The sequence below is a fragment of the Campylobacter sp. LMG 7929 genome (genome assembly GCF_024723595.1).
Taxonomy (GTDB): domain Bacteria; phylum Campylobacterota; class Campylobacteria; order Campylobacterales; family Campylobacteraceae; genus Campylobacter_D.
In genome coordinates, this window is sequence record NZ_JANQCY010000006.1 from 94327 (window position 1) to 114221 (window position 19895).

At 29.0% G+C, this 19895-nt stretch carries 15 protein-coding genes and 1 pseudogene; 10 read left to right on the forward strand and 6 right to left on the reverse strand.

Annotated elements, in window-relative coordinates:
* Entirely contained in the window at positions 1-996 is a 996-nt protein-coding gene (gene gap, locus CAMP5118_RS04325) for a type I glyceraldehyde-3-phosphate dehydrogenase (protein WP_039628046.1), read from the reverse strand.
* A 59-nt stretch (positions 997-1055) separates the two neighbouring features.
* Here gap and nadD point away from each other — a divergent pair, with 59 nt between their 5' ends.
* From nadD to CAMP5118_RS04340, 3 genes are read left to right on the forward strand one after another with little or no spacing between them, the layout of a single operon-like run.
* A complete protein-coding gene (gene nadD / locus CAMP5118_RS04330) occupies positions 1056-1601 on the forward strand; it encodes a nicotinate (nicotinamide) nucleotide adenylyltransferase (RefSeq protein WP_263678587.1) in 546 nt (181 codons plus the stop codon).
* A gap of 13 nt (positions 1602-1614) precedes the next feature.
* The gene (gene rsfS / locus CAMP5118_RS04335; protein WP_012661160.1) at positions 1615-1944 is read left to right on the forward strand and encodes a ribosome silencing factor; all 330 of its coding nucleotides are present in this window, start codon (positions 1615-1617) and stop codon (positions 1942-1944) included.
* 9 nt (positions 1945-1953) lie between these two features.
* Complete coding sequence (locus CAMP5118_RS04340; RefSeq protein WP_337216697.1) at positions 1954-4329, forward strand: tetratricopeptide repeat protein; 2376 nt, start codon at positions 1954-1956, stop codon at positions 4327-4329.
* Between the two features lie 52 nt (positions 4330-4381).
* Here CAMP5118_RS04340 and CAMP5118_RS04345 read toward each other — a convergent pair whose 3' ends face one another.
* The 5 genes from CAMP5118_RS04345 to CAMP5118_RS04365 form a co-directional block, all read right to left on the reverse strand.
* Complete coding sequence (locus CAMP5118_RS04345) at positions 4382-5494, reverse strand: hypothetical protein (protein WP_337216698.1); 1113 nt, start codon at positions 5492-5494, stop codon at positions 4382-4384.
* 439 nt (positions 5495-5933) lie between these two features.
* Complete coding sequence (locus CAMP5118_RS04350; protein ID WP_337216699.1) at positions 5934-6308, reverse strand: HIT family protein; 375 nt, start codon at positions 6306-6308, stop codon at positions 5934-5936.
* Positions 6309-6351: 43 nt separating this feature from the next.
* Positions 6352-7743: a class II fumarate hydratase gene (fumC, locus tag CAMP5118_RS04355; protein WP_263663843.1), complete on the reverse strand. Its 1392-nt coding sequence runs from the start codon at positions 7741-7743 to the stop codon at positions 6352-6354.
* 128 nt (positions 7744-7871) lie between these two features.
* Positions 7872-9671, reverse strand: coding sequence for a glutamine--fructose-6-phosphate transaminase (isomerizing) (gene glmS, locus CAMP5118_RS04360; RefSeq protein ID WP_337216700.1), 1800 nt, complete (start codon positions 9669-9671; stop codon positions 7872-7874).
* A gap of 3 nt (positions 9672-9674) precedes the next feature.
* A complete protein-coding gene (locus CAMP5118_RS04365) occupies positions 9675-12029 on the reverse strand; it encodes a nucleotidyltransferase (protein WP_337216701.1) in 2355 nt (784 codons plus the stop codon).
* A 115-nt stretch (positions 12030-12144) separates the two neighbouring features.
* Between CAMP5118_RS04365 and mqnE the strand changes: the two genes are divergently transcribed.
* From mqnE to CAMP5118_RS04400, 7 genes and pseudogenes are all read left to right on the forward strand, one after another.
* Positions 12145-13209: an aminofutalosine synthase MqnE gene (gene mqnE, locus CAMP5118_RS04370; RefSeq protein ID WP_337205658.1), complete on the forward strand. Its 1065-nt coding sequence runs from the start codon at positions 12145-12147 to the stop codon at positions 13207-13209.
* Positions 13210-13217: 8 nt separating this feature from the next.
* A complete protein-coding gene (locus CAMP5118_RS04375; RefSeq protein ID WP_337216702.1) occupies positions 13218-14534 on the forward strand; it encodes an NCS2 family permease in 1317 nt (438 codons plus the stop codon).
* Between the two features lie 9 nt (positions 14535-14543).
* The gene (locus CAMP5118_RS04380; protein ID WP_263708573.1) at positions 14544-14984 is read left to right on the forward strand and encodes a phosphoribosyltransferase; all 441 of its coding nucleotides are present in this window, start codon (positions 14544-14546) and stop codon (positions 14982-14984) included.
* Between the two features lie 63 nt (positions 14985-15047).
* On the forward strand, positions 15048-17447 hold the full coding sequence (locus tag CAMP5118_RS04385; protein WP_263736526.1) for a molybdopterin guanine dinucleotide-containing S/N-oxide reductase: 2400 nt from the start codon (positions 15048-15050) through the stop codon (positions 17445-17447).
* A 2-nt stretch (positions 17448-17449) separates the two neighbouring features.
* The gene (locus tag CAMP5118_RS04390) at positions 17450-17983 is read left to right on the forward strand and encodes a hypothetical protein (RefSeq protein ID WP_263708571.1); all 534 of its coding nucleotides are present in this window, start codon (positions 17450-17452) and stop codon (positions 17981-17983) included.
* A gap of 6 nt (positions 17984-17989) precedes the next feature.
* Positions 17990-19147 (forward strand): hypothetical protein, encoded by a 1158-nt coding sequence (locus tag CAMP5118_RS04395; protein ID WP_337216703.1) that lies wholly within the window; start codon positions 17990-17992, stop codon positions 19145-19147.
* Positions 19144-19870: pseudogene (locus tag CAMP5118_RS04400) on the forward strand (prepilin-type cleavage/methylation domain-containing protein). Before CAMP5118_RS04395 ends, CAMP5118_RS04400 begins: the two are co-directional and overlap by 4 nt.
* Positions 19871-19895: the final 25 nt, after the last annotated feature.

Consider the following 19895-nt stretch of genomic DNA (forward strand, 5'->3'; position numbering starts at 1 on the left):
TTAAGCCTTTGCTACAAATACTGCCATATCTACCAAACGAGAAGAATATCCCCATTCATTATCATACCAAGCAACCACTTTAACAAAATCATCACAAATAACTTGAGTTAAATCACTTGCTACAATCGCACCATAAGAGCATGTTATAAAATCACTTGAAACTCTTTCTTCATCATCTACTAATAATATACCTTTTAAATTGCTAGCAGCTGCTTTTCTAAAGGCTTCGTTGATTTCTTCTTTACTTACTTTTTTCTTTAAAGTTGCAGTTAAATCCACAGTTGACACATCAGCAACAGGTACACGCATGCTTTGACCATGTAATTTTCCATCAAGTTCAGGCATAACAAGCTTCATAGCCTTTGCTGCACCAGTTGAAGTAGGGATGATATTTTGTGCAGCAGCGCGTGATCTTCTTTTATCTCTTGCTTTTGCATCAATAATGCTTTGTCCGTTTGTGTAGGCATGTATAGTAGTCATTAAACCTTTTTCTATGCCAAAATTATCTTGCAAAACTCTACAAATTGGACCTAAACAGTTAGTAGTGCAACTTGCATTTGAGATGATGTTTTCGCCTTTATATTCGTGAGCATTTACTCCTAAAACATAAGTTGGAGTTTTATCTTTTGCAGGTGCACTCATGATAACTTTTTGCACCCCATGATCTAAAAATCCTTGACATTTTTCCATAGTTAAGTGTGCGCCAGTACACTCTAAAACAATTTGTGCACCATATTTTGCAAAGTCTAAATCCGCTACATTTCTGCTTTTTAAAACTTTTATTTTTTTATTATCAATTATTAAATCATCACCATCATTTTCAACACTACCATCGTATACCCCATGAACGGTGTCATATTTAAAAAGATATTTAGTAAGCTCTATATCAGTAGTATCATTAATCGCTACAAGTTCGATATCATCGCGCTTCATAATAATTCTTGCAACACATCTTCCAATGCGTCCAAAACCATTTATTGCAACTTTTACAGCCATTTTCATTTCCTTTTTATGATTAAGTAGGTAAAATTCTACTAAAAAAAGGTTAAATTTTAATGAAAATCGCACTTTTTGGTGGCAGTTTTGATCCACCCCATTTAGGGCATAATGCTATAGTCTTTAATGCACTAGCAAATTTAGAACTTGATAAGCTCATTATTATGCCAACTTTTATTAGCCCCTTTAAGCAAGAATTTACAGCAAATGAGCAAAGACGCTTAAAATGGTGTGAGATGATTTGGGGAGGTTTGGAAAAAGTTGAAATTTGTGATTTTGAAATAAAAAAACAAAGACCTGTGCCTAGTATAGAAAGTGTTGATTTTTTGCATAAGCAATATGAAATTTCTAAATTTTATCTTATTTTGGGAGCTGATCATTTACAAAGTCTTGAAAAATGGCATGAATTTGAAAGATTGCAAAATTTGGTAGAATTTGTTGTAGCTAAAAGAGATGGTATTTTTATACCAAAACATTTTAAAACTTTAGATACTAAAGTAAATATCTCTTCTTCTTTTATAAGAGAAACCTTGCAAACATCGCAAGTTTGTGAGCAAATCAAAGAAGAAGTTAAGCTTTATTATTCTAAATTTAAAAATATTTAACAAAAGGAAAATAATGCAAGAAAGAATTAATAATATAGTACAGATTTTAGATGATAAAAAAGCAGATTTAATAGAAACTTTTGATATGCAAGATAAAGATTATTTTGTTAAATTTGTAGTGATTGCTACTACTATGGGGGAAAGACATGCGCTTTCTTTGATTGATGATTTAAAAACTAATCTTAAAAGCAAGGGTGAAGAGTTTTTAAATATAGAAAGTAGTGAAGAATGGACTGTACTTGATTTAGGTGATATTTTGATTCACTTAATGAGTGAAACTTATAGGGCAAAATATAATATAGAAGAATTTTTAAAAAGTCTAAATAAAGAAAATCAAAACTAGGATTAAGATTTGGATAATCTAATCACTGAATTATCAGATTTAGCTAAAGAATATTTTGAAAATTCAGAATTTGAAAAATGCGATGAGGTTTTAAGTGAACTTATAGCTTTTTGCAAAGGCGAGGTTACGCTTGCTCAAGATGGTAAAATGATTTTTATAGATGATGAGGACAAACATCGTTTGCTTTTAGAAGCTTACCATAATAGAGCGCTTTGTAGATTTAATTGTTTGAAATTTCAAGAAGCACTTAAAGATGCAACCATAGCTGTAGAATTTGATCCTAGTAATATATTTTTATTTAATCTTTTGGGTCTATGTAATTTTAAATTAGATTTATTACAAGAAGCACTTTTGGCTTTTAATAAAACTATAGCGCTAGATAATGCATATTATTTAGCATATTTTAATAGGGCTAGAGTTTATATACTTTTAGATGAGCACACAAAAGCTTTAAAAGATTTACAAACTTGTATTGATTTAGCTCCAGAATATTATATGGCTTATTATACTAGAGCTATTACTTTGCTTAGTGTTGATCCAAAACAAGCTTTGATTGATTTTAAAAAGTCTCAAGATTTAGGATTTGAATCCTCGCAGATTTTTTATTATCAAGGTGTAGCTTGTGAGAATTTGGAAGATTATCAAAAAGCTATAGAATTTTTTACTAAGACGATTGAGCAAGATGAGAGTTTTGCTGATGCGTATTATAAAAGGGCTAATAATAAACGTAAAGTTGATGATTTAGAAGGAGCTTTGCAAGATTGTTTAAAATCTATTGGGCTAGACAATGAAAATGCAATGGCATATTTGATTTTGGGACATATTTATAAAGACTTAGAAAAGATAGAATTATCAATAGATGCTTTTAAAAAATCAATCGATTTAGATGAAAATTTACAATATCCATGTTTTGCATTAGCTAGAGTTTTGTATGATTTAAAAGATTATGAACAAGCTTTGAAGTATTATGATAAAACAATTGAGCTTTATGAAGAATACGCTCAAGCATATATTAATAGAGGTAATACTAAAATTAATCTAAAAATGATTGAAGAGGCTATAGAAGATTTTGATTTAGCAGCTAAATATTATCAAGAAAGAACAAGAAAGCATGATTTTACTCCATCAGAATTAGCAGAACTTGAACACGCAGTTCCTTATGGTTTTTATCATTTGGGTAATAGTTTATATGAGATAGATAAATATGATGAAGCTTTGATAAGTTATGAAAAAGCTTTGAAATATCAAAAAGAATATCCTGATGTGTTTTTTAATAGGGCTTATTTAAAATCTGATCTTGAAAAATATGAGGAAGCTTTAGAAGATAGCGAATTAGCTGTTAAATACTATAAAAAGCAAAATAATATTCAAGATTATGTTAATTCTCTTTCTCAAAGAGCTTGGATTAAAAGTAAACTTGAAAGATTTCAAGAAGCTATGGATGAATACAATGAGCTTATAAAAACATATAAAGATTATATTGATTTAAAAGATGTATTATTTGAAAGAGCATATTGTGCAAAAGAACTTGAATCTTATGAAGAATTAATAGCTTATTGTAATGCAGCGCATAAGGTGGATAAAAATAATTTTAAACTTTATTTTTGGCGAGGAATTGCTAAATATAATTTAAGCTTAGAAGAAGAAGCTGTAGAAGATTTAAATAAGGCTTTAAAAATTGATAAAAACCATAATGGAGCAAAGTATTATAAGGGGCTTTGTTATGAAGATCTTTATATGTTTGAAGAAGCGATAAAATGCTACGATAGTGCGATTTTAAGTAATGAAGAAGATGATGAATCATATTTTCATAGAGCAAAATGTAAAAGAAATCTTGAAAAATACAATGAAGCTTTAAAAGATATCAATGAATGCTTAAAAATAATTGATGATATTGGGGAATATTGGATAGAAAAAGCACAAATTTTAAGCTTTTTAGGAAAATATGATGAAAGCTTTGAAGCGGCAAAAAAAGCAAGTGAGCTTGAACCAAAATCATATGAGTGTTATCATTTTATGGGTGCAGTTAAAGTGTATTCGCAAGATTTTAAAGAAGCTATAAAATATCTTAATATGGCTTTAAATTTAGATGAAAGTCAAAATTGGACACATTATTATAAGGCAGAGTGTTTAAGAAATTTAGGTGATTTTCATGATGCATTGCAATGTTATGAAGATTGCTTAAAGATAACAAAAGAAAATACTGATGCTTTGGTGGGAAAAATTCAGTGTTTAGAAGAGCTAAAAGAATACGAGCAAGCTTTAGAGTGTACTAAAGAATTATTAAAGCTTGATGAAGAAAATGAATTTGCATTAAAAAATCAAAATATTTTAATGCAAAAATTAAAACAGCAAAATAAAAAATGGTGGCAAATTTGGAATTAAGCTTTGTGTGATTTATTATTTGTGCAGATTTGAAAATTTGCATAAATAAAGTCTATTTGGTATTTTTAATGAAAATATGAGTTTTGAAAAAAGTTATTTGACCTTTTATATTAATGTCAAATTCCAAAGGGATAAAAATCAAAGACGAGTTATTGCTAAGTTTGTAGCTTAATTGTGAATTTTTCTGATAATTTTTTAAGATTTTGTCAAAATTTTCAAGCTTTAAAAGTTCTTTTTCCTGAAGTAAAAAATATAAGGTATTATCATCAATCTTCATAAAATATTTAAAGTCGCTTGAATTAGCAACAAAATCAAATAATACTTCATCGTAATTTTCTTTTAATTTAGAGTATTTTGGATGAAATTTTTTGGACATATTGTGAAATTCTATCTTTTGTGGTTTTAAATGAGTTAAATTATAAGTTTTTAAAAAATCATCAAAACTATAATTGTTGTTATAATTTTTATTAAGATTATGCAAGGTGTTTTTGATGCTTTTAATTTGATTATAATATTGCCTGCTTTGAATATAGTCAAGATTTAAAGAATGTATAGAGATTTCTAATTTTTGCAATTGATATTTTTGTGAAGAAAAGCTTATGTAATTTGCAAAAAATCCTAAAAATAGCGCCATAAATGCAAGTAGATAAAAAGAAAATTTTAATGCTATTTTTTGTTTAAACACGCTTAGATAATTTGCAATCAAAAGCCATAAATTTAAAGCTAATACTGCTAAGCGTTCTGGCGTAAAGCCATATTGTGTAATTCTAATTATAATAGCATAAAATACGAAAATATTTAATAATAGTACTATAACAAAAAAGACATAGAGTAATGATTTTTTGATTTTATAAAAAGATAAATTTATCCAAAGATTAATTAATAAAAAACTACCAAACCAAAGACATAAATGAACTATACTGAGATTTTCTAAAAGATTAAATAATGCTCCTAAACCATAGGTAGAAAGCATGATTATATATAAAATACTAAAAGTATTTAGTATAAAAACAAAAATTTTATGAAAATTGTATGAAGTAAAATTGCCAAGTAAAAATAAAGAAAAAATTCCAGCACTACAAAGCCATAATGATAAAACACAAGAATCTAACATGCTTGAAGAAATATCAAATAAAAAATCAAATGAACCATAAAATATAGCCAAAAATATACCAAAAAATGAACCAAAAGCTTATACTAAAAGAAATGGCAGCTAAAAAATGATGAAAATAATTAAAATCATATAATTTTCTTGCACATACTAAAGCTATAAGAGCTGTTGTTAAGGAAATATACAAAGAATTATTAGTAAAAAATATTAAATAATTTTCTATACCATCTTTAAAAATAAAATTTAAAAATATATAAAAAATTAGCCCAAAAAATCCAACCCATAAATTTTTCAAACTTTTATAATTTTGTATTAAATTGCTTTTTTGATTCAGTGAATGTTTCGCAAAAAATTATAAATAGGGTTAAAAGTAAAAAAATACTAGTTTGATATGAATTATAAAAAAATGCTACAAAAAACCAAAAACATAAATAAAAAATAACTCCAAGTGGATGATGTAATAAAGCTATATAGCTAGAATTAATAAATTTTTTTAAACATGAATATTTTTTATTTTGTTAAGTAAAATTGATATAAATCCTTCAAAGTCAGGTAAATTTAAATCCTTAATTTCTCTTTGCTGTTTTCCCCACATGCATTCAGGAAAAAAAGCATCTTCTTTAAAACGTGCCATAACATGAAAATGCACTCTTGGTACATAGTTTGCAAAGGAAGCTATGTTGATTTTTTCTGGGTTATAGTACTCTCTAAGGCTTAATTCACAAGCTAAAACATATTGAAAAAGCATATTTTGCAAAAAGGCTGGGCAATCACTTAATTCTCTGTAATTTTCTTTAGTAAAAATTTTTACCCAAGGAATTTGAGAATTTTCTTTTTCTATAAATAAATAATCATTTTCATAAATCATACTAACCCTTAAGAAAAGACTAGGATTATTCCTAGTCTTTTGATTATTTTTTTGGTCCTATCATTTTTGTAGGATCTACAAATTTAGCAAAGTCTTCTTCACTTACCAAGCCAAGCTCCATAGCACTTTCTTTTAAAGAAATACCTTTTTTGTGAGCATTTTTAGCTACTTTAGCTGCGTTTTCATAGCCAATGTGTGGGTTTAATGCAGTCACTAGCATTAAAGAATTATGTAAATTATGATCTATTTTTTCTTTATTTGGCTCTATGCCAACAGCACAGTGGATATTAAATGAATGCATAGCATCAGCTAATAAATCAAGGCTTTGCAAGAAATTATAAATAATCACAGGTTTAAAAACATTAAGCTCGAAATTTCCTTGGCTTGCTGCAAAACCAATAGCTGCATCATTTCCCATAACTTGCACTGCAACCATAGTTAAAGCTTCACATTGAGTAGGATTAACCTTACCTGGCATGATGGAACTTCCTGGTTCATTCTCAGGTATGTTTAACTCTCCAAGACCACATCTAGGGCCACTTGCTAGCCATCTAATATCATTTGCTATTTTCATTAAATTTGCAGCTAAGCCTTTCATAGCTCCATGGGTAAAATTAATAGCATCATGGCTTGTTAGTGCATGGAATTTATTTGGACTTGAAACAAATTTAGTGCCTAAAAGCTTGCTTAATTCCTCGCTTACTTTTTCACTAAGTTCTGGATGTGCATTTAATCCTGTGCCAACAGCTGTCCCACCTATTGCAAGCTCTCTTAATGTAGGCAAAGAAGCGATGATTTGCTCTTTTGAGTGAAGTAACATAGAAAGGTATCCACTAAATTCTTGAGCTAGGGTAAGTGGTGTAGCATCTTGAAGGTGAGTTCTTCCTATTTTAATAATCCCTTCAAATTCTTTTACTTTCTTTTCAAAAGTCGCAATAAGCTCATCTAAAGCAGGGATAAGTTTTTTTTCTACTTGTTCTACTGAAACTATGCTCATAGCAGTTGGAAAGGTATCGTTTGAGCTTTGGCTCATATTTACATGATCATTTGGATGAACAAGTTTTTCTTTTCTAAAATCACCACCCATAATTTCAGTAGCACGATTTGCTATAACTTCGTTCATATTCATATTACTTTGAGTGCCTGAACCTGTTTGCCATATTGCTAGTGGGAAATTATCGTCAAATTTTCCTGCTACAATTTCATCGCAAGCTTGCACAATAGCATTTTTTTTAGCATCATCTAATTTGCCAAGTTTGTTATTAACTAAAGCCAAAGATTTTTTAAGATTTGCAAAAGCATAAATTAAAACTTTTGGCATTTTTTCACAACCAATTTTAAAATTTTCAAAACTTCTTTCAGTTTGTGCACCCCAATATTTATCATTAGGAACTTTAATCTCTCCCATAGTATCGTGTTCGATTCTATATTCCATGGCTTTTCCTTGTAATAAAATAAGATATGATATTTAAACCAAATAAACCCTAAAGTTTGCTTATAATTTAAGAAGTATTTATAAAATTTTTTAAAAAAGTGTAGTTTTTTCAAAACTACACAAAATATTTATTCTACGGTAACACTTTTTGCTAAATTTCTTGGCATATCTACATCATTACCAAGTCTTATAGAAACTTCTAAAGCAAGAAGCTGTAAGATCACCATCATTTCAAAAAATTCACACATATAGTGTTCTTGTTTTGAAGTTCTTATAAAATCATCGCTTAAATCAAAATCAAGTGGAGAAATAGCAAGTAGGGTAGAATCCCTTGCAGCTAATTCTTCTACATTTGATTTGGTTTTTTCATAAAGGCAATTTTGTGGCATTAGTGCAACGGTAAAAAGCTCGCTATCTGCTAGAGCAATAGGCCCATGTTTCATTTCACCTGCTGGATAGCCTTCAGCGTGTAAGTATGAAATTTCTTTTAATTTTAAAGCCCCTTCTAAAGCTAATGGATAAAATACATCTCTTCCTATAAAGAAAAAGCCATGGCCGTGTAGGTATCTTTTTGAAATTCTGTGTACTTTTTCATGCAAGTTTTGTTCAACTTTAACTATACTTGGCAAGCTTCTTAGGGCTTTGATTTCTTTACTCATATCTAAATTTGCTTTTTGTGCAAGATAGATTGCAAGCATCCATAAAGTTGCTACTTGAGTGGCAAAAGCTTTAGTTGAAGCCACACCTTTTTCAATGCCTGCCCTAGTAAGTAAAGAAATATCAGCCAAACGCACAATGTTAGAATTATCCACATTACATATTGCTAAAGTTTTAACTCCTTGTGTTTTTGCTATTTTTAAAGCTTCAAGTGTATCAGCTGTTTCACCGCTTTGAGAGATTACTATAAAAAGAGTATTTTTGCCTATAATGGCTTCTCTGTATCTAAATTCACTTGCTACTTCAACTTTAGTTTTAATCTTTGCAAGTCTTTCAAGCAAATAAGCCCCACTTAATGCTGCATGATAGCTTGTACCACAAGCACAAAGTGTGATTTCATCTATGTTTTGTAAAAGAGTTTCATCTATATCTTCAAAAACAATCTGCCCACCTTGCAAGCGTCCCATTAAAACTTCGCCTAAAACTCTACTTTGCTCATAAATTTCTTTTTCCATAAAAAATCTATAACCATCTTTTTGAGCATAACTTTTATCTTGACTTAAAGCTACAAAAGCAGGTTGTATGCAAGCTTGATCATGGCAAATTTTACATTCGTTTAAATTCACATATCCATAATCTCCATCTTCAAGATAAGCTACTTTATCTACCAAAGAAACTAAAGGTGCATCACTTGATGCAAAATAATATTCATTTTCATCGCCATTTTTTCCGATAATGAGTGGCACTGCATTTTTAGCAAAATAAATTGTATTAGGATTTTTTTTACTTACAAGCAAGATTGCAAAAGCACCTTTTAGTTCAGCTATAGTTTTTTTAAAAGCTTCAAATGGTTGTAAATTGCTTGCATAGTATTCAAATAAATGTACAATAACTTCAGTGTCAGTTTGACTTAGAAAATTAATACCTTCTTGTGTGAGTTTTGTTTTTAATTCTTGGTAATTTTCTATGATTCCATTATGTATTACGCAAGAGTATTGTCCTAAATGTGGATGAGCATTTATTTCAGTTGGTTTTCCATGAGTTGCCCAACGCGTATGACCTATAGCAAGCCCAAAGCCATCACTATTAAAATTAGCAGTTTTATTAGCTAAATTTTCTAATTTTCCAACCGCTTTAAAAAAGTTTAACTCCCCATCTTTCATTACTGCTATACCGGCACTATCATAACCTCTATACTCAAGCTCTTTTAAGCCTTCTAATATGATTTTTTTCTTTTCTTTGGTTCCTATATATCCTACTATTCCACACATCTTTTACTCGCTTATTAGTGATTTAAGAATTTGATCTTTATGATCTTGCAAGCTTTCATTTTTATGCAAAATCAAAACATTTCGCGTTCTTTCTTTTATGGTTTGAATTTTTGCTGCGCTTAAGATAATATCATATCTTGCAAGCACATCCATCACATAAGCCATTAAACCTTTTTGATCTTTTGTGTTTAAGGTTATTTTGGCATAGCTTTTGGAATAATTCATATCTAATTTTAATTCATCTTTTTTAATGTTTGGTTTTTTTGCCTTTTTTTGTACTTTTAAATGTAATTTAGAATTTAGTAAATTTTCTAAACTTTGTTTTTGAGTATCGCTTACTATATCTGAATATTCAAATTTCAAATAAACTTTTTCATCAAATAATTCAAAGAAGCTCATAAAGATTAAATTCAAAGAACTTAAAGTATTGAGTATATTTTCAAGATTGTTTTTTCTATTCATTATAAGTTCTAGGGTAAAATTATCTTGATTATCAAGCCAAAAAGTAAAATTTTCTTTTTGTGTAATTTGTGTTATTTTAATGATTTTTTCAAAACTATTTTTTATAAAAAATAAATTGGATTTAATATGAGTAATATTATTTTGAGTTTGTTCATCAAGATCTAAAAAAGCCTTACTTCTTTTTAGGGTTTGTTCTTTTTTTACTCTTCTTTGGCTCTCATCAATTAAATTCTCATCCTCAAAGCCTTCTAATGCATTTTGGAATAATCTTTCTAAGCTTTTATAATAAAAATGATTTTCTATACCCAAAGCTTTAGCATTGCAAAAAGATAAAAGATGTAAGGTTTTTAAGGTATTTATATCATTTAATTTGGAAATAAAATTTAAAACAATAGTAGAATTATAAATATCTTCTTTTTCTATAATGTCTTTAAAAGCATTAAAATTTTTATATAATCTTAAGCCAAAATCTAAAAGCTCATTATCAACTTGGAATTTTCCTACATAAGCTCTGTAAATATTTGCTAAAGAAATTTCATTTTCTTCATGAATAGCACTTAAAAGTATGGTGAGTTTTATTATTAAAAGTGTATTTTCATCAAAGCTATAATCTTTTTCTTCAAAGTATTTTAAGCAAAGTAATGCTCTATCTAATGCACTATAAACACCTTCTTCTTCAAGCAAGAATTTGCTTTGAGTAAGAGGTTTGCAAAAATCTTTTAAAATATTAGCATCAGCAAGAAGTTTTAAAAGAGCAAAAGAATGCTTTCTTTCTAAAATTTTCTTGAATAATTCTAAATTTTCATCTTTATTTTCTGCTCTTCTTAGTGTAAAAATGAGTTTAATATCAAAATTATAATCTTTATCATCTAATTTTAAAAGTTGATTTAATATCGAGTTTAGGTTTTCACTCTTACTAGAATAAGTAAAAAAGCTATTTTGTGTTTCATAAAGCTTACTATCTTTATAGTGTTTTTCTTGGATACACCTTGCTAAAAATTGCGTATAAATTCCACAAGTTTGCATACATTGCATAGCTTTTTGAATAAGTATGGATTTAAGATCTAAATTTTTCTTTTCTTTTTTTTGCATTAAGTTGGCAAGTTCTTGTGAATTTTGTATTAAAAATAAATTAGTGTTTTTGCCTTCTAAAAGATTCATTGCGCATTTAAGTGAAAATAAAAAATCACTTGCAAGTTTAAATTCACTTAATTCTTTTTCGTTGATAAAATTAAGCATATAGTTTTTAGGAGAATCTTTAAACAAAATACTTAAATTTTCTATATCAAGCTGCTCATCTAAACCGCCAAAATTTTTATTGATGTCAAATTCTTGCTTGATTAAAGGTTGATGATATGGGTTAAATTCTTGCAAGATTTTTAAAGCAAATTCTTCTTTTAACTCTTCTTGAGCTTGAGAAATTTTTTCTTTGATTTGTTTGAATAAAATCTTAGATCCACAAATATAACGATATTGTAAAATATTTTGTTTTAGCTCGTTTTTAGCTATATTATAAAGTCCATTTATTTCACAAATTTGATAATTGATATTTAAATTAATATCATTTAGTGAAGTAATAAATGCTTTCATTAAAGGCTTGATATTGTAAGCTTTTATATCTTTATAAATAAGTAATAAATCAACATTTTCTTTTATACTTAAATTCATTTTAGCATATTGTTTAATAGCGATAATACAAAAAGGGAATTTGTCATTATGCGGAAAATAATCATCAAAAAAATCACTCAAAACAAGCTCATAAACATCTTCTATAAAACGATCAATTTCTTTAGAGTGGTAAAAACTAAACGAGCCTTGTTTTAAAAAAAGTCTAGAGCAATAAGCTTCATAATCTTTTAAAGAATTTTTTAATTTTTGAATTTTTTGCATATTCATTTTTGATAATAATCCCTTTATTTTGATTTTTAATATCATACCAAAAATACTTTGTATTAAATTTTAAGTAAGTAGAAACTATAATTGTAATTTAAATTTAAAAAATGGTAAGAATATGCAAACAATTATAGAAAAACTAGAAAATCAAGAAAGATTAAATGAAGAAGAAGCTAATAAACTTTGGGATTTAGAGCTTTTTACTTTAGGCAAATACGCACAAAGAATTCGAACTAATTTGCATGGTAAAAAGGTTTATTTTAATATCAATCGCCATATTAATCCTACAAATATATGTGCAGATACTTGTAAATTTTGTGCTTTTTCAGCACACAGGAAAAATCCTAATCCTTATACTATGTCGCACGAAGAGATAATGAAAATAGTTGATGAAACAGTTTTAAGAGATACAAAAGAAATTCATATCGTTTCAGCACATAATAAAAACACTTCATGGCAGTGGTATTTGGAAATTTTTAAAATGATTAAAGAAAAATATCCATTTTTACATATTAAAGCCTTAACTGCTGCTGAGATTGATTTTTTAAGCAGGGCTTTTAATATGAGCTATGAAGAAGTGATAGAAAAAATGCTTGAATACGGCGTTGATTCTATGCCAGGTGGTGGGGCTGAAATTTTTGATGAAGAAATTAGAAAAAAAATTTGTCATGGTAAAGTAAGTAGTGAAAATTGGTTAAAAATTCATAAACTTTGGCATGAAAAAGGCAGACAAAGTAACGCCACAATGCTTTTTGGACATATAGAAAGTAGAGAAAATAGAATTAATCATATGATAAGATTGAGAAATCTTCAAGATCAAACTGGTGGTTTTAATGCTTTTATTCCTTTGGTTTGGCAACAAGATAATAGTTTTATTACGGGTAAAAAACCACTTGGTTCGGTAGAAATTTTAAAAACCTTAGCTATTGCAAGGATAGTGCTTGATAATATTAAAAATATCAAAGCATACTGGGCAACCATGGGTATAAATTTAGCTATGGTAGCTCAAGATTTTGGTGCAAATGATTTAGATGGTACTATAGAAAAAGAAAGCATACAAAGTGCAGGTGGGGCAAAAAGCTCAAATGGCTTGAGTTTAAAAACTTTTATAGAAATGATTCAAAGCTCAGGCTATATAGCAATAGAACGAGATAGTTTGTATAATGAATTAAAAACTTATTAAGGATAAAAATGGATTTTTTTAAACTTAAAGAACATAATAGTGATGTAAAAACTGAAATTTATGCAGGTATTGTTACTTTTTTAGCAATGATTTATATTATACCAGTTAATGCAAATATTATGAGTAATTCAGGTATGCCACTAGAAGCTTTAATTGTTGCAACTGCTTTAGTAACTATTATAGCTACTACTTTTAGCGCTTTTTTCTCTAATACTCCTGTGGCTATGAGTGTGGGTATGGGTCTAAATGCGTATTTTACTTTTAGCGTGTGTAATACCTATCAAATTCCTTGGCAAAGTGCTTTGGGAGCTGTGTTTTTATCGGGTATTGTTTTTACTTTATTATCTTTTACTAATTTTAGAATTTGGGTGATAAAAAGCATACCAAATGATTTAAGAAAAGCCATATCAGCAGGTATTGGAACCTTTATAGCCTTTATGGGACTTGTGCAAATGGGGATTATTACCAAAAGCGAAGCAACCTTAGTAGGTTTGGGCGATTTTTCAAGCACTAAAGTGCTTTTTGGATTGTTTGGTTTGTTTTTGGTTTTTGTTTTTTGGGCTTGGAGGATTAAAGCTGCGTTTATTTTAGCTGTTTTTGTAAGTGCTTTGTGTGCTTGGATTTTTGGTATTGATGGAGCCAAATTTCCTGAACAACTTTTATCTCTACCAGTTATTAGTGGAGATAATGGTTTAAGTGCTATATTTGGTAAGCTTGATATTAAAGGAGCTTTAGAGCTTAGTATGATTCCTATAGTGCTTACTTTTTTTGTTACTCAGCTTTTTGATAGTGTGGGCACAATCACAGGTGTAGGTTCAAGAGGAAAAATATTTGATGATCCAAAGCAAGGTGAAAAAAAATTAGGTAAAACCTTGGGCGCTGATGCTGCTAGTTCGGCTATGGGGGCTGTTATTGGAACTTCTACTGTAACTGCTTTTGTGGAAAGCTCAGCAGGGGTAGAAGCAGGAGGTAGGACAGGACTTACAGCTTTAGTTACTGCTATATGTTTTGTTTTTACTTTATTTTTACTGCCAGTATTTAAAGCTATTCCTGCAAATTCTATTTATCCTATTTTGGTGCTTGTTGGTGTTTTAATGTTTATGGAAGTTGCAAATATTAATTTTAAAGATAAAGCTATAGCAGTAAGTGCGTTTTTTATTATCATCATGATGCCACTGACTTATTCTATCACCACAGGTTTTGCTTTTGGATTTATTGCGTATTTATTTATGCGTATTATGCAAAAAGAATTTGATAAAATTAATCTTGGTATTATTGTATTAAGTGCGATTTCATTATTAGTATTTTTATTACAATTTTTATAGGAAGTGATTATGTATTATTATGCTTATGAAGAATTTCAAAAAGAAATTATTCCTTTTACGCGCAAAATTAAGGAAGAATTTAATCCTGATGTGTTACTTGCCATTGCAAGAGGTGGTATGACTTTGGGTCATTTTTTAGCAGAAGGTATGGGTAATAGAAACTTGTTTTCTTTAAATTCCATTCACTATGAAGATACCCAAAAGTTAGATACGATTAAAATTTTTAATATCCCTGATCTTAGTTCATACAAAAAAGTTCTTTTGGTAGATGATATTATAGATAGTGGTGAAACTATGATAGAAATCAAAAGAGTTTTAATGGACAAATATCCTCATTTAGAACTCAAAGTGGCAAGTGTTTTTTATAAACCTTCAGCATTATTAATCCCTGAGTTTTATATAAAAGAGGCTAAAGAGTGGATTGACTTTTTTTGGAGTATTAAAATTTAGCTTTAAATCAAATACAAATGCTATAATATATATTGACTTTATTTTGTTAAGAAAGGATGTCTTATGAGTTTAACAAGAAGAAAATTTCTAAAAGGACTTGCTGCTACTTCAGCGATTGCTTCGGTTAATCCTTTAATAGCCGCAAGTGAGGGAACTAAATTTTATGATACTAAAAAAATTCCTCACGCTACTCACTTTGGTGCTTTTTGGGCTGAAGTAAATTCAGAAGGAAAACTTGTAAAAGTTACACCACAACAATCTGACAAACATCCTTCTATTATCACTGATGCTATCATTGATAGAACTTATTCAGATACTAGGGTAAAATATCCTTGTGTTAGAAAAAGTTTCTTAGAAGGTAAAAAAAGACCTAAATTAAGAGGTAAAGAACCTTTTGTAAGAGTAAGCTGGGAAAAAGCTTTAGAGCTTGTATTGCAAAAATTAAAAGAAACTCCTATTGAAAATTTATTTAATGCAAGTTATGGTGCTTGGGGGCATGTAGGTTTATTGCACAATTGTAACTCAGTAGCAGGAAGATTTTTTAATACAGCTTTAGGTGGTCACATCGGCACTGATGGAGAGTATAGTAATGGAGCTGCTGGTAAGGTTAATGCTAGTATAGTAGGGGATTTAGAAGTTTATTCTTTACAAACTTCTCATGAGGTTATTTTAGAAAATACCCAAGTTTATGTTTTATGGGGAGCTGATCTTTATAAATGTAATCAAATTGACTTTAAAGTTGCAAATCGTGGTAATGATGAGTATTATAAAAAATACAGCAAATCAAATATCAAATTTATTAGTATTGATCCTCAATACACTCAAACAGCAGAGATTTTAAATGCTCAGTGGATTAAAATTCGTCCAAATACCGATGTAGCTTTAATGCTTGGTATGATGAATTATTTATATAAAAGTGGAAAATATGATAAAAAATTTATTGAAAAATACACTGATGGTTTTGACAAATTCTTACCTTATTTACTTGGAAAAACTGATGGTATTGATAAAACTCCAGCTTGGGCTGCAAATATTACTGGTGTTGAAGAAAAAGTTATTACCGCATTAGCAGATACTTTTGTAAAAAATAGAACTTTCTTAGCAGGTAACTGGGCTATGCAAAGAGCACACCATGGCGAACAAGCTGATTGGACTTTAATGGTTTTAGCTTCTATGATAGGTCAAGTAGGTCTACCTGGTGGTGGATTTGGTTTTTCAATGCACTATTCAGGCGGAGGACAAGCATTTTCAGGTGTAAGATTGCCAGTAGGTTTACCGCAAGGTAAAAATAATCTTGATACTAATATCCCTGCAAGTAGAATTTCAGAAGCAATATTAAATCCAGGCAAAACAGTTAAGTTTAAAGGTAAAGAAATTACCTATCCAAAAATCAAACTTATGTATGTAGTAGGTGCTTCTGTATTGGGTCATCATCCAGATACAAATGAGCTTATTAAAGCTTTAAGAACCCTTGATACATTAATCGTGCATGAACCTTGGTGGACTCCTATGGCAAAAATGGCTGATATTGTATTGCCTTCAACTACAACTTTAGAAAGAGATGATATTAGTTTTGGTGGTTCTTATTCTCAAGATTATGTTTATGCTATGAAAAAAGTAATTGAGCCTTATTTTGAAAGTAGAAATGATTATGATATTTTTGAAGAATTAGCAAAAAGAATAGGTGAAAGAGAGCATAAAAAATTCACCGGAAATAAAACAAAAGAGCAGTGGCTTGAAGGTTTTTATGGCAGAAGTGATTGTCCTTATTATATGGAATTTGCTGATTTTTGGAAACAAGGATTTATTCATTTTGAAGCTCCAAAAGAAGCTTATAATTTCGTAAGACACTCTGAATTTAGAGCTGATCCTGTGGCAAATAAACTTGCAACAGAAAGTGGAAAAATTCAAATTTATTCACCAAAATTTGAAAAATATAATTTAGAAGATTTTAAAGCACATCCAACTTGGTTTGAACCAGCTGAGTGGTTAGGTAATGAAAAATTAGTTAAAAAATATCCTTTCCATTTGTTAAGCCCGCATCCAAGATATAGAGTGCACTCTCAGCTTGATAATACTTGGGTAAGAGATTTGTATAAAATTCAAGGTAGGGAGCCTGTGGTGATTAATACAAATGATGCTAAAAAACTTGGTATTACTCATGGAGAAGTTGTAGAAGTATATAATGATCGTGGATCGCTTTTAGCAGGGGCTTTTGTAACAGATAATATTATGGAAGGGGTTATTAGTATCCAAGAGGGTGCTTGGTATGACCCTGAAGATGCAAGCGATAGTAAGCCAAGATGTAATGCAGGTCATGTAAATGTTTTAACAAGCTCAAGACCAACTTCAACTATGGCTCAAGCAACTAGCGTTAATACTTGTCTAGTGGGTATTAAAAAGCTAAAAGAAGTTATAAAACCTTATAACTCAACTACACCACCAGAAATTATAGGAGCTTAATAATGAAGAAGATTATATTAGCATTGACTTTTTTAGCTAGTGCTTTATTTGCTAAAGATATGTTTATTTTTAATGAAAAAGTAGATCTTTTAGATAGTGCTAGTAAAAAAGTGGTAGGGCAAATTTATGAAGGCTCTAAAGTAGAGCTTATAAAAGAAGAGGGTGAATATTCTTTGATTAAAGTTAAAGGCGAGGTTGTGGAGACAAATCCAAAAAGCCTCGCTTATACTAAAGATGGAATTTATCTTTTACTTACTTTAAATGCTAAAAATGCAAGCAATGAAATGGAATTTTTAGTTAAAAGTAAAGATTTAACCGATCAAGAAATTCTTGCTTGGGATGAGATAGAATTAACTTATTATGATACTTGTACAAGTTGTCACGCAGCGCATAAACCAAAAGAACATTTAATGGAAGAATGGGATGCATACTTATCTGCTATGCAAGGTTTTGCAAAAATTACTGATGCAGAAAAAGATAGAATTTTAAGATTTTTACAATCTCATGCAAGTAATGGACCTGTAAAACTTGACTAATCAAAAATGAAAAGGTATTTGCTAGCCGTTTTATTTTTTGATTTTTGTGCTTTATTGTATGGCATAAGCACTTTATCTATAAGCTACAACGAAGCACAAATTTATTTTTATGATCATAGCTTAATTGCTATGATCGCTAGATTAGGCACCACTCTTTTTGGTCAAAATGACTTTGGATTAAGACTTCCTTTTGTTTTATTGCACTCTTTAAGCTGTGTTTTATTATACATTTTAGCTTTAAAATATACCAAAACTTCTTTTGATGCTTTTATTTCTGTGGTGCTTTTTATATTGCTCCCTGGTAGTGTAGCTAGTGCTTTACTTATTAATGAATCAAGTATTGTGATATTTTTTACACTTTTGATTTTAGTATTATTTGAATATAAGAAAATATTTTTATTTTATATTTTATTGGTTTTAGTTCTTTTTGTAGATGGAAATTTTGCAATTTTATACTTATCTTTTTTCTTTTTTGCTATTTATAAAAAAGATAAATTACTTATTATATGTTCTTTGATTTTATTTGCTATCGCAATGAGTGTTTATGGATTTGATGCAAGTGGAAAGCCTAAGGGGTATTTTTTGGATACTTTGGGTATTTTTGCAGCTTGTTTTTCGCCTTTGATTTTTCTTTATTTTTTTTATGTTGTTTACAGAATTCTTTTACAAGATGATAAGCCACTTTTATGGTTTATTAGTGCAAGTACTTTTGTTTTTTGTTTAATTTTTTCTATAAGACAAAGACTTTTTTTAGAAGATTTTTTACCTTTTTGTGTGGTTTGTACGCCTTTGTTGATTCGCTATTTAATGTCTTCTTATCGCTCAAGAATGCCACAATTGCGCCTAAAACATAAAATTTTTATAGAATGTTCTTTGATATTTTTATTGTTTTTTTATCTTGGTATTGTTTTTAATCAAAGTTTTTATTATTTATTAAAAGATCCTAAAAAACATTTTGCCTATGATTATCACATAGCTAAAGAATTAGCTCTAAATTTAAAACAACACAATCTCACACATATTGCTACACAAGATAAAGAACTAGCCTTAAGACTTAAATTTTATGGTATTTCCAAAGGTAAGCTAGAACTTCATTCTAGTAAAAAAGCTAGTAAAATCTATGTTAGTTTAGGTAAGCATAAAGTATATTATTTTATAAAATGAAACAAGCTTTTACTTTAATAGAACTGGTTTTTGTTTGTATAGTATTATCCTTATTATTTTCTATGGCTTATGTTTATTATAAACCTGATTATTTGCGCTTGGGGGCTGAGCAAGTTTTAAATAAGACATTTAGCTTTAATGCAAAATGATTTTAGAGTTAAAGAATTTAATATTGCTAAACGAGAGTGGTTTAAGGCTAAATGGCAGCTGTATTTTATACGCTCAAAATCTGCCACTAATAATGAACAAACCTATACCATTTTTTTAGATAAAAACGGCGATGGCAATGCAAACATAGGTAAAAATATGATCAATAAAGACAGAGAAATAGCTGTTGATCTTATCAATCCAGATATATTAATGAACTCAGGTCAAAGTGGAGTGATAAATCAAAATGATTTCAAAGCAAATTTAAAATATAATATAGAAAAAACTTATGGTATATCTAAAGTTTTATTTGAAGGTGCTTGTAAAGGAAGTACGCGTTTAGTTTTTGATGATTATGGTCGTTTATATATGCCTTTAAAAAATGCTACACGTGCTTATGATAAACTTGCTTCTTTTAATAATGATTGCATTATAAGATTATCTAATAATCAAAATGAGCATATATGCATTATTATAAATCCCATTAGTGGCTATGCTTATATCCCTAAATTTTCTTCAAATAAATCACAAAATATTATACTTAATAATAAAAACATCTACTGTCATGCCTTATAAGATATATTGATGTTATATCACCCTG